Below are 12274 nucleotides of genomic sequence, written 5' to 3' on the forward strand. Positions count from 1 at the left end.
ACATAAAACGAGTATAATGGTAAATAAGTTATATTTTAGGTATAGGAAGTGTGTGATTAAATGAATCAACTACTTACTCCAATTCAAACAAAAGAAAGGATTCAGTCAATCGATATAATTAGAGGTTTTGCTATTTTGGGGATCTTTCTTGTCAACATGCCTGCCTTCAACTCACCGGTACTATACATGAAACCAGGGGAATGGTCTGGCAAACTAGATAATTGGACAGAACAGTTTATTAATATTTTTGCTCAAGCTAGTTTTTATACATTGTTTTCGTTTCTTTTTGGCTTTGGCATCATGATTTTTAAGGATCGTGCGATTGCAAAAGGATATTCATTTCCAAGGTTATTTTCTAAAAGGTTATTCGTTTTGTTAATGATTGGTTGTTTGCACGCATTCTTAATTTGGCATGGTGACATTTTAATTTCATATGCTATTGTGGGCTTACTTTTTTTACTATTTCATAAAGCTAAACAAATTACGTTACTGGTTTGGGCTTTAGTTTTATTTATCGTTCCTACCTTCCTAATGTCGGCTCTTTTATTATTAGCATTTTACCTAGATCCATCGATGGCAGGGATTCCTTTTAATGAGACGATGGCTCGACGTTCTTTGGATGTTTATAGTAGTGGGGCCTTTGTAGACATTACTGGGCAGCGGTTTCAAGATTGGTATTACGTGAATGGACCAGCTAATTTGCCGTTTTTAATAATTAGCATATTACCAATGTTTTTATTAGGAGCATATATGGCCAAAAAGAAATGGTTTTCACAAGTAGAAGAAAACCTAAAAGGAATACAGAAGTTGTGGTTGACCACGATGATAATTGGTGTTCCTTTTAAACTTTTACCTTACTACACAAGTCAAAATCTTATAACAGAATATATCCAAGATGCAATTGGAGGACCTGCTATTGCCTTATTTTATGCAACTTCAATCGTTCTCATAACAAGACATGACTTATGGAAAAGAGTCCTTTCGCCGCTTGCTGCAGTGGGAAGATTATCCCTTTCAAATTATTTATTTCAATCGGTTTTAAGCACTTTAATATTTTACAGCTATGGACTAGGACTTTATGGTGAAATAAGTCCATTTACAGGATTAATCCTGACAATTATTATTTTTGCTTCTCAAATCGTGATAAGTAAACTTTGGTTATATAAATTTCAAGTTGGACCTGTTGAATGGATATGGAGAACATTAACGTATGGGAAAAAACAACCTCTCAAAGTGAGGAGTTAAATAGTGAAAAAAATAATGATTATTGGGCCGGGTGGCGTAGGTAAATCTACCTTAGCAAAAGAATTAGGACACATTTTGCAGATTGACGTCATACATCTAGATGCAATATTTTGGAAATCAGGCTGGACTGAAACTCCAAGAGAGAAATGGATTGAGAAACATAAACAATTACTCAAAAGAGAAAGTTGGATTATTGACGGTAACTATGGAAGTACAATAGATAGAAGAATGGCAAGTGCAGATACGGTTATTTTTCTGGACTTTGCACCGTTAGTTTGTGTGTATGGTGCAATTTCTAGAAGAATCAAGTATCACAATAAAACGAGACCTGACATGGGACAGGATTGTCCAGAAAAATTAGATTTAGAATTTTTAAGCTGGATATGGAATTATAAAAAAGAAAAGTCACCTTCAATAGTATCAAAGTTACATGAACTTCCTGTTTCAACAAATGTGTATCATATGAAAAAAAGAAGTGACGTTAGGGTTTTCTTAGCAAATATAACACTACCCTAACAAAAAAGCATTCGCTGCATATAGCGGATGCTTTACTAATTGGAAAAAATGCTGCTGTGGCCCACAAAATGTACTAAGAAGTCGCAGTTAGTAAATTTTCAAAAGGGATTCCTTTTTTTTCTGCAGTTACAATCTGTCTATGAATGTTCAAAAGCTTGTCTAACTCTTGGCTGCATTCTACTGTTTCTTTAGCTGAAAAACCGTGTTTACTTGCTAAAGAAATCATCTTTTTTCTTTTAATTTCAATCATTAAGGTTAACATCTAAGTATCTCCATTATTATAATTTTATCTTGTCATTTGCATTATCGGGTAATACAGAAGTACTACCAGTCATATTACAAGTAGAGTATAGCCAAGTAATGCTAATTAGCGTGCAAACGATTGTAAAATCATTATACCTATTACTATTAAAAATTAAACACTTTCGATAAAAGATGTCGTAAAGTTACAAAGGATTACAAAATTCTACAAAATAATCACTATTGATGCGAAAAATGATTCTTTTAGCACTATTGAAAAAATAAAGCGGGCGTTATAACCTATTGCTTTGAAATTTTACTGGGGCTCCTATTAAAATGCTATTTCCTCTAGTCCTATTTATATTTCTTAGTAACTTTATAGTCTTATTAGGTCCAGCTGTTATCCAATTTATCGAAGCATTTGAATAAGCATTTTAAAAATAATAGGTATTTACCCTTATGGGGTGAATACCTATTTTTCATTGTTAAGGAATTTATAAAATTGTAAGATTGTGTATAACTTCGTGTCTTTGTCTATCTACGTCCAGCTCCAGCGCCCAGCGCTTTTTGGGAATTTGTAGAAGGAAATTTAATTTATATCACGAATGTATATATAAAAGATACTTGAGGTGAATAAAATGAGATTCGTAACAGCGAAATTAGATGACAAGGTTTTCATTGGTACCATTGATGAAAGATTACAAACAGTGATTAATTTGAATGAAGCAGAAAAAGCGATGTCAGGTACATCAACATTACCAACCACAATGAATGAGTGTATTGAGCTCGGAGATGTGTTTGTAAATAAAGCAGGTGAGCTTGAAAAGTGGGCGTTAGAAAATCCATCAGAAACGTATAGCTTACCATTTTCAGATGTTCAAATAAAAGCACCTATTCCAAGACCACGTAAAAATATTTTCTGTGTGGGTAAAAACTATACAGATCATGCAATTGAAATGGGGAGTGCGGCAGATATCCCTAAGCATATTATGTTATTTTCAAAAACACCAACAACAGTCGTAGGGCCAGAAGAAACAATTTTAGATCATGAGGATATTACTAGTCAGCTAGATTATGAAGGTGAGTTAGCGGTAGTTATTGGGAGAAAAGGTAAAAAAATTTCAAAAGAAAACGCGTTAGATTATGTGTTTGGTTATACGATTTTAAATGATGTAACCGCGAGAGATTTACAGGAAAGACATAAGCAGTTCTTTTTAGGAAAAAGCCTTGATACCTCATGTCCAATGGGACCATATATTGCACATAAGTCAATCATTCCAAACCCCTCTAATTTAGACATTGAAACAAAGGTAAATGGTGAGGTAAGACAATCAGGTAATACAGAGCAATTTATATTTACTATCGAATCGATTATTTCTACTATTTCACAAGGAACTACGCTTGAACCAGGTGATATTATTGCAACTGGAACACCAGCAGGAGTAGGGAAAGGGTTTAAACCACCACGTTTTCTTAAAAAGGGCGATACCATTGAAATTTCGATTACTGGTTTAGGCACTTTAAAAAATACAATACAAGAGTAACTAGTTCTCTAATGAAAAAGGGCTCTACCAGTTATGGTAAGAGCCCTAAATATTATGAAAGAACTTTTTTTACCTTTTCAATGGCCCAATCCAGATCCTCTTTCGAAATAACAAGAGGAGGTGCGAAACGAATAACAGTTTCATGCGTTTCCTTACATAATAATCCTTCTTCTTTTAGTTTTTCACAATATGGACGTGCTTCCTCTGTTAATTCAACACCGATGAATAGCCCGCGGCCACGGACCTCTTTAATGATAGGGTTTTGAATTTCTTTTAATTTTTCCTGCATATAGTTACCTAATTCATTTGAACGTTCATGTAATTTTTCATCAATTAAAACGTCAAGAGCAGCAATTGAAACTGCACAAGCAAGAGGATTTCCTCCAAATGTAGAGCCGTGTGAGCCTGGATTAAACACGCCTAATACATCTTTATTGGCAGCAACACATGAAATAGGAAAAACCCCTCCACCAAGTGCTTTACCTAAAATATACATATCAGGAACTACATTCTCCCATTCACATGCAAACATTTTACCAGAACGACCTAATCCTGCTTGGATCTCGTCGGCAACATATAAAACATTATTTTCCTTACAAACAGTATATGCTTCTTTTAGGTAGCCTTCTGAAGGGATGTTTATACCTGCTTCCCCTTGGATTGGTTCGAAAATGAAAGCTGCAGTATTAGGTGTAATGGCTGCTTTTAAAGCCTCGACATCTCCATAAGGAATAATCTTTATCCCAGGAAGCATTGGACCAAAACCACGTTTATACTCATCACTTGAGGACATCGAAACCGCGGCCATTGTACGACCATGGAAATTATCCTCACATACAATAATTTCAGCTTGATTATCGGCTACGCCTTTTACATCATATGCCCAACGGCGTGCTGTTTTAACGGCTGTTTCTACTGCCTCAGCTCCGGTATTCATTGGAAGAATCATATCTTTTCCAGTAAGCTTCGCCATCTTTTCATACCACGGACCTAATTGATCATTATGAAATGCACGAGAGGTTAATGTGATTTTATCAGCTTGATCTTTTAAAGCTTGAATGATTTTCGGGTGACGGTGTCCTTGGTTAACTGCCGAGTATGCACTTAGCATGTCCATATATTTATTTCCTTCAGGATCCCTAACCCAAACTCCTTCCGCTTTTGAGATTACAATTGGTAGCGGGTGATAGTTTTTAGCTCCAAACTGTTCTGTTAATGAAATAAGTTCACTTGTTTTTCCCATAAGTAGAAACTTCCTTTCCTAATAGGATTTAGTGTTTATGTATCCCTCTTATACAATATCCTACTCTTCAAATCGAATCAACTAATATAAAGGGAAACTTCAACAGTCGGATTTTATAATCCACATCAATCCTTCCCGCGAAAGTTTTACCGCCCCTATGTGTGAGATAAAGTTTTTCATTTTCCCTCTAAAACGTGGTATTATGTTACTGTTGGAATACAGTTTAGGGAGGAAATACAATGACACATGCGCATATAACGACATGGGTAATCGCACTTATCCTATTTTTTGTAGGCATCTCCATGCAAAAAGGTGGAAAAACAAAACCATTAAAAATGGTACACATGACATTGCGTTTATTTTACTTATTTATTTTAGGTACAGGCATTGCTTTACTATTAGGTCTTGATGCTCTTCCAGGTTCATATATCCTAAAAGTCATCGCTGGTATTTGGGTAATAGGTATGATGGAAATGATCTTAGTTCGCGGCGGAAAAGGAAAATCTACTAACATCTTTTGGATTCAGCTAATAATTGCGTTTATCTTAGCGTTGTACCTAGGTCTAAATTTACCACTTGGCTTCGACATATTTTAATAATGCCTGATAGTCGCCTCATTACGGCGGCTTTTTTAAAAGATAAGAAAGTATAAAAGTTTGTACCTAATTTTAGTGTCTAGCTCCGGGCGCCATCGACTCGAGGTCATAAGCCAATCCCTTCCCGAAGGCAAAAAACGCCTTCAGTCAGGGCTCGTCTTATGCTTGTCGCCGATAGGCGGGCGCCCTGCGCTTTTCTTATATTTCTAATGATACACTAGGTCATTACTCAGGTTATATAATTTTTAAACAACTGATTGAAAGAGTTAAGAACTAGTCTCAGTGTCTAGCTCCGGGCGTCATCTGACCTTTGGTCATAAGCCATTTCCTTTAAGAAGGAAAAACCACCTTCTTGAATAAACTGTCTTATGCTTGACTTGCACAAGATGTGCTGAAGTCGATGTTCGCCACAGGACGTGGCGATTTTTAATCGACGCGCCGATAAGCGGGCGCGCCTTTCGCTTTTCTAGTTTAAATTCATTAATATTGATCTTTTACCATCTGCCCAAGTGAACTCAAATCTGTCATGGTTTTTTTTTCCTCGTTCAAAATGGTGCAAAACTGCACAAACAATCTCGGTGTTATCAAAGTTAATAAAATTGACTCCATGATAATGCTCAATTTCATCGTGAAACATCATATGATTATGACAATATATACAATCGTAGAGAGAATACGAAAACTTGTTTAAAGTAGAAGTGAACCTAACGAACACCTCATCTGGAAACGCTTCAAGTAATGCTTTGTAGGTATGTGGTAAATGCTTTCGAACACGAACGCAATCTCCATCAGTTAGTTGGTAAAAATAGTCCGCTGTCTTTAACAATCCTTCTTCTGTTAAGGTTCCACCTATCCATGACTGTAGGGTAAATACTTCTATCTCGCGTTCCACTAATTCTTCAAGTAATGATGCTTCCTCATTTTCGTCGTCAAAAAATATCCATTGTTCATTAATAAACTCCACTGTTCCCATAGAATATGAACGGGGTTGTTCTTTAATTGCATTAAGTCTGTGTTGTAAATTCAAGTTGAATCCTCCTGTCTGAATGTGAGTTCTTGGTGTTTCCTTACTCACTGTTTTGACAAAAATAAAGAAATTTATAACTGTAAGGGCTTGCATGTTTTGGACAAATCATTGTACAAGTTAATTTTGCATACAATGTAATCAGCTTGCGAGCCGTGGTTTGCGGTTAGAAAGGATGATGTACATGTGTGGAATAACAGGCTGGATTGACTTTAAAAGAAACTTACTAGGGGAAAGAGAGACTGTCACAAGAATGGCTGAAACATTAGCGAAGCGTGGGCCTGATGATACCAATACATGGACTACAACCCATGCAGCCTTCGGACATAAGCGATTAGTCGTTGTAGATCCAATTGGTGGAAAGCAACCAATGTCCAAAAATAAGAAAGAGGCCAAATACACTATTTGCTATAATGGTGAGCTCTATAATACCGAGGATATTCGTAAAGAACTATTAAAAAGAGGTTATACATTCCAAGGACATTCTGATACAGAGGTTCTTCTAACGGCTTATATGGAGTGGGAAGAGCGATGTGTGGACCATCTCAACGGGATATTTGCCTTTGCGGTATGGGATGAAACAAAGCAAAAGTTATTTATCGGTAGAGACCGTCTAGGAGTAAAACCGCTTTTTTATAAAGAAGAGAATGGAAGATTATTTTTTGGCTCTGAGCTAAAGTCAATACTAGAACACCCAGATGTAAAAACCGAGGTAGGGTATGATGGCTTGTCTGAAATTTTTGGACTCGGACCTTCAAGAACACCTGGCCATGGTGTCTTTAAAGGAATTGACGAATTACGTCCAGCACATGCTTTAACCTTTACAAAAGAAGGTTTAAAAATTTGGCGTTATTGGAATGTGAAAAGTAAAGAGCATAAAGATTCATTAAACCAAACAACTGAGAAGGTCAGAGAGTTATTTACTGATGCTGTTACAAGACAACTAGTTTCAGATGTTCCAGTATGTACATTTCTTTCCGGTGGACTAGACTCTAGTGCAATTACTGCAATTGCGGCAAAGGAGTTTAAAAAAGAAGGTAAGGGGCCACTTCATACGTATTCGATAGACTACGAGGATAATGAAAAGTACTTTGAAGCTAATGAATTTCAACCAAATTCTGATGAGTTTTGGATTAAGAAAATGACTGACACATATGGTACTGTTCACCACAGTTCTGTTATTTCCCAGCAACAGTTGGTTGACTACCTATCAGAAGCTGTCTTAGTACGAGATTTGCCTGGAATGGCTGATGTTGATTCCTCCCTTTTATGGTTCTGTAAAGAAATAAAACAAGACTTTGTGGTTGGTTTATCTGGAGAATGTGCTGATGAAATATTTGGTGGATACCCATGGTTTCATCGTCCAGAGGATTTAGCTTCAAAGGGATTTCCATGGATGCGATCGACTGAGGAGAGAGTGAACCTACTCAGAAAAACTTGGCGAGACAAACTACATTTACAAGAATATGTAGTAAGCCGTTACAATGAAACAGTAAAAGAGACCCCGTCACTATTTGGTGAAACTAAGGTCGAGGCAAAGAGACGGGAGTTGTTTTATTTAAATATACTTTGGTTCATGACAACATTGTTAGATCGGAAAGACAGAATGAGTATGGGAGCAAGTCTTGAAGTGCGTGTCCCATTTGCAGACCATCGCTTGGTGGAGTATGTTTGGAATATTCCATGGGAGATGAAAATGCATGGAGATCGCGAAAAAGGTATTTTACGCCGTGCATTAGAAGGTTTGTTACCAGACGAAGTTCTTTATAGAAAAAAGAGTCCGTACCCGAAAACACATAACCCTCACTATACAAACGCAGTGCAAAGTTGGATGAATAATATTCTGGAGGATAAAAACTCCGCCTTATACGAGTTTTTCGATGATAAGAAGTTAAAGGATATAGTTGAATCTGGTGGAGAAGCTTTTAAAATACCATGGTTTGGTCAGCTTATGACTGGACCGCAGCTCCTAGCCCACCTAGCTCAAATTCATGTATGGTTTAAAGAATACAATGTAAATGTGACGGAATGAAAAGAATAAGGTAGCCATTTAATTATAATGGTTACCTTTTCGAATATCTGAATATAACATGATGATTTACAGTTAGGAAAGGAAAACCCCAAACTCAAATACCAACCAATAGCTCGACTTATTTATACAGCCTCTTGCTCTTTAGTTGTAACGAAAGATTTTTTTTGCCAAGCACGTGATCGCCAACGCCAGAGCATCACTACGCCTCTTAGCCATTCGTCGACAATGAATGCAATCCAGATCCCGACTAATCCTAATCCAAAGTGAACCCCAAGGATATATGCAATTGGAACACTGACTCCCCACATCGAGAGGATACCCATATAAACGGGCACTTTTACATCCCCTGCTGCCCGCAGTGCATTTATTATGACTAAGTTAAAGGCACGTCCAGGCTCAAGAATAATTGTTAATAGTATTAGTGTACCACCGATTTTTATAATCTCTTTGTTGTCAGTAAATATGCTAAAGAACGAGTCGGAGAAGAATGAAACAATAACTGCCATTAAGGTTGAGATTCCAATAGCCATATATAAGCTCCTTAAGCATCTCCGATATGCGTTTTCAAACTCTTTTGCACCAATCATGTGACCGATTATTATTTGCGTACCTTGACTGATTGCAATACTAAATAAGAATATAAACATCATAATATTTTGAGCATACACCTTTGTCGTTAATGCTTCTGTTCCTAACATTGTTATGAAAAAGGTAATTAACATTTGTGAAGTATTATAAGATAAATGTTCGCCAGCGGAAGGAACACCAATTTTTAAAAGATTCTTTAAATGTACTACTGGTAATGTAAACACCTTTTTAAAAGGGAGTTCATGATCAATTCGCTTAAATAAAAGATAAGTTATCGCTATTAACCCAATCCCTCTACTTACTGTTGTAGAAATAGCAACCCCTTCAACCCCTAAAACAGGAAATCCAAATGGTCCGAAAATAAATAAATAGTTACCAATAACATTTAGGATATTCATGCCGATTGTGACATACATTGTATCCCTCGTGAATCCATAGCTTCTAATAATCGCCCCAATTGTCATAATAATAGCTTGGATAAAAGCAAATCCACCGACAATTCGTAAATAAATAGATGCTTCGTCCAATAGTTCAAGTGGGAGATCCATTAAAAGAAGGATTTTGTTGGATGCAACAAAAATGGCAATGCTAAACAGTAGTCCAAATCCGACATTAGTAACAACAGAAACAACAGAGACCTCTGAGGCCTTTCTGTATTCCTTTGCACCGAAATGCTGGGCAACTAACACAGTTGTACCTGTTGCAATAAAGCCGAACATTACAATAATAATTGAAAGTATCTGATTAGAAACCCCAACTGCTGCAACAGAATTATCAGAGTATTGACTAAGCATTAAAGTATCTGCATTACCCATGAGCATGTGAAGTAAAATTTCTATAAAAATAGGCCAAGTCAGAGCGAATAATGACAGTGTTTTCGTATTTGAATTATGTTGCTCTTTCTCTTTCATTGATGACAACCCCTTTGTAAAACCTCATTAAATGCAGACAAATGACATTTACTATTTTTTGAAAAGCAATTTTAAGTTTATAGTGTTATCGTTATAATAAAAAGAGATGAAGTCGACTACTTTTGGAAAATCTTGACATATCGGTGTGTTAATGAATGTAATAACCTTTCTGTTTCACCGTTTCCAACCTTTATAAAGTCAGGTATTGGAAAGTTTACAGTAGGTGAAAAACACTTTAAACGAACTTTTTTTCAATTTTTGATCTGTTATATGTCACATTAGGTACGTTATTTATGATGGAAAATGGAATACCTTATGAAGTCAATTCAGGACAACTACCTATTTCTCAAAGCTTTTTAAAAAATTTGAAGGAATTAGCCCTTCTGAATATAGGCAGTTTGTGCACCGGGGAAAAGCTAAGAAAAGGATCTGCCCTCACAAATGAGAGGACAGATCTTTTTCAAAAGATAAGAAAGCATAAAAGTTTATACCTAGTTTTAGTGTCTAGCTCTAGGTGCACCCTACGCTTTTCTTATTTTCCGACTTTAAAAATTTTAAATCCATAGGGGCTTAGAGGTTGATGTAGCTTATCAGATACTGGTGTAAATAGTTCACCCGTCCATAAATCAACAACATTCTTCCCTTTCATATTTATAGGTATTTCTACATCAAGTTCTTTATCAGAGTTATTGAGAATGAAAATAGTTTCAAGCTCTCTATCTGTCTTTGTGTAAATAAGTAAGTTTGTTTCATTATTTGCTTCAAGGAACTGAATATCGTTAGCTGTAAAGGTTGAATTTTCTTTACGTAACTGTATTAACTTTTTAACATGTTCAAATAAATCGAGATCTTGATTTTCTTTGTTCCATTCCATGCATTTACGGCAGCCAGGATCTTGACCACCAGTCATCCCGATTTCATCTCCATAGTAAATGCAAGGGGCACCAGTGAATGAAAGTTGAAACACGTATAAAAGTTTAAGTTTTTCTTTGTTATCCTTACAAATCGTTAAAATTCTTGGTGTGTCATGACTGTCTAATAGGTTAAAAGCTACTTCATTAACATTAGTAGGATATGAATGTAATACATTAGAGATTATATTTGTAAATTTTTCAGCATTAATTTCGTCTTTGGCAAAATAATTAAGTGCGCCAGTTGTAAAAGGATAGTTCATAACTGCATCAAACTGATCACCTTGAAGCCAAGGCATTGAATCATGCCAAATTTCTCCTAAAATGTACACGTCCTCTTTAATTTCTTTTACTGCCTGACGGAACTCGCGCCAGAATTGGTGATCAACTTCATTAGCAACATCTAAACGCCAGCCATCGATATTGAATTCTCTAACCCAGTAACGACCCACCTCAAGTAAATAGTTTTTTACATCAGCATTTTCAGTATTTAATTTAGGCATTGATGAAACAAACGCAAATGTATCATAGTTAGGAATTGGCTCTGTAACAATTGGAAAGTCTTTAAGATGGAACCAATTTTTATAGATTGATTTGTCCTGGTTTTTTAATACGTCTTGAAACTGAGGGAAATAGTAGCCGCTATGATTAAATACAGCATCAAGCATTACTTTTATTCCGTTTTTATGACAAACGTCTATTAGACGCTTAAATGTTTCTTTGTCACCGAATTGAGGATCAATTTCCATATAATCAATTGTATCGTATTTATGATTGGAGTGAGCTTTAAAGATAGGAGTAAAATAGATTCCTGTAATACCTAACTCAACTAAGTAATCTATATGTTCTATGACTCCTTCGAAATCGCCTCCAAAAAAGTTAACTGGTGTTGGTTCGGTACTCCCCCATGGTAATGTTCCAGGTGGATCATTTTTTTGATCGCCATTTGCAAACCTCTCAGGGAAAATTTGATACCATACAGTATCTTTGACCCAATTTGGTGCATCAAATACATCAATCTTATTTATAAAGGGAAAACAGAAGTAATATGCAGTATCGTCACTTGGAATTTCATTGTAAAAACCTTTTTCTGTATAGATAAAGACTTCTTCTTGATTTCTTAGTTCAAACCCATAACGTAGTCTTTTATAGGAGGGCTGAATTTCAACAAACCAATAATCAAATAAATCATCAGACCCACTTTTTATCATCGATTTCTTTTTGTAGTTCCAAGATCCGTCTGCCCAATCATATGGGTCACCAAATATTAGCGAAGCAGACTCGACATCATTTCTTTTTGTTCGTATTCTAATATGAAGAGTACTTTCATTATAGGCATAAGCATAATTGTTTTTGGGGCGGTGATAAATAGCTTCCTTTAACATTAGTTTCATCCCTTCTTAAATCACGCAAACGATTGCGTT

General features: G+C 35.9%; 10 protein-coding genes. 5 read left to right on the top strand and 5 right to left on the bottom strand.

Going from position 1 to position 12274, the window contains the following annotated elements:
- The first annotated feature begins 60 nt into the window (after nucleotides 1-60).
- Both PY093_RS09585 and PY093_RS09590 read left to right on the top strand, forming a co-directional pair.
- Nucleotides 61-1245: a DUF418 domain-containing protein gene (locus PY093_RS09585; protein ID WP_275645671.1), complete on the top strand. Its 1185-nt coding sequence runs from the start codon at nucleotides 61-63 to the stop codon at nucleotides 1243-1245.
- A 3-nt stretch (nucleotides 1246-1248) separates the two neighbouring features.
- Complete coding sequence (locus PY093_RS09590) at nucleotides 1249-1761, top strand: DNA topology modulation protein (RefSeq protein ID WP_275645672.1); 513 nt, start codon at nucleotides 1249-1251, stop codon at nucleotides 1759-1761.
- 73 nt (nucleotides 1762-1834) lie between these two features.
- Here PY093_RS09590 and PY093_RS09595 read toward each other — a convergent pair whose 3' ends face one another.
- Nucleotides 1835-2023, bottom strand: coding sequence for an aspartyl-phosphate phosphatase Spo0E family protein (locus PY093_RS09595; RefSeq protein WP_275645673.1), 189 nt, complete (start codon nucleotides 2021-2023; stop codon nucleotides 1835-1837).
- Nucleotides 2024-2639: 616 nt separating this feature from the next.
- On the opposite strand from PY093_RS09595, the gene PY093_RS09600 reads away from it, so the two are divergent.
- Nucleotides 2640-3545, top strand: coding sequence for a fumarylacetoacetate hydrolase family protein (locus tag PY093_RS09600; RefSeq protein WP_275645674.1), 906 nt, complete (start codon nucleotides 2640-2642; stop codon nucleotides 3543-3545).
- Nucleotides 3546-3597: 52 nt separating this feature from the next.
- Here PY093_RS09600 and PY093_RS09605 read toward each other — a convergent pair whose 3' ends face one another.
- Entirely contained in the window at nucleotides 3598-4788 is a 1191-nt protein-coding gene (locus PY093_RS09605) for an ornithine--oxo-acid transaminase (protein WP_275645675.1), read from the bottom strand.
- Nucleotides 4789-5027: 239 nt separating this feature from the next.
- On the opposite strand from PY093_RS09605, the gene PY093_RS09610 reads away from it, so the two are divergent.
- A complete protein-coding gene (locus PY093_RS09610) occupies nucleotides 5028-5384 on the top strand; it encodes a YisL family protein (protein WP_275645676.1) in 357 nt (118 codons plus the stop codon).
- A 466-nt stretch (nucleotides 5385-5850) separates the two neighbouring features.
- Here the strand turns inward: PY093_RS09610 and PY093_RS09615 are convergent, their stop codons facing one another.
- Nucleotides 5851-6411, bottom strand: a complete 561-nt coding sequence (locus tag PY093_RS09615) for a DUF2777 domain-containing protein (protein ID WP_275645677.1) — start codon at nucleotides 6409-6411, stop codon at nucleotides 5851-5853.
- Between the two features lie 181 nt (nucleotides 6412-6592).
- Between PY093_RS09615 and asnB the strand changes: the two genes are divergently transcribed.
- The gene (gene asnB / locus PY093_RS09620; RefSeq protein WP_275645678.1) at nucleotides 6593-8440 is read left to right on the top strand and encodes an asparagine synthase (glutamine-hydrolyzing); all 1848 of its coding nucleotides are present in this window, start codon (nucleotides 6593-6595) and stop codon (nucleotides 8438-8440) included.
- 122 nt (nucleotides 8441-8562) lie between these two features.
- Here asnB and PY093_RS09625 read toward each other — a convergent pair whose 3' ends face one another.
- Nucleotides 8563-9939 (bottom strand): MATE family efflux transporter, encoded by a 1377-nt coding sequence (locus tag PY093_RS09625; RefSeq protein ID WP_275645679.1) that lies wholly within the window; start codon nucleotides 9937-9939, stop codon nucleotides 8563-8565.
- 532 nt (nucleotides 9940-10471) lie between these two features.
- On the bottom strand, nucleotides 10472-12235 hold the full coding sequence (locus PY093_RS09630; RefSeq protein ID WP_275645680.1) for an alpha-glycosidase: 1764 nt from the start codon (nucleotides 12233-12235) through the stop codon (nucleotides 10472-10474).
- Nucleotides 12236-12274: the final 39 nt, after the last annotated feature.

Source organism: Cytobacillus sp. S13-E01 (genome assembly GCF_029193815.1).
GTDB lineage: Bacteria > Bacillota > Bacilli > Bacillales > Bacillaceae_L > Bacillus_BV.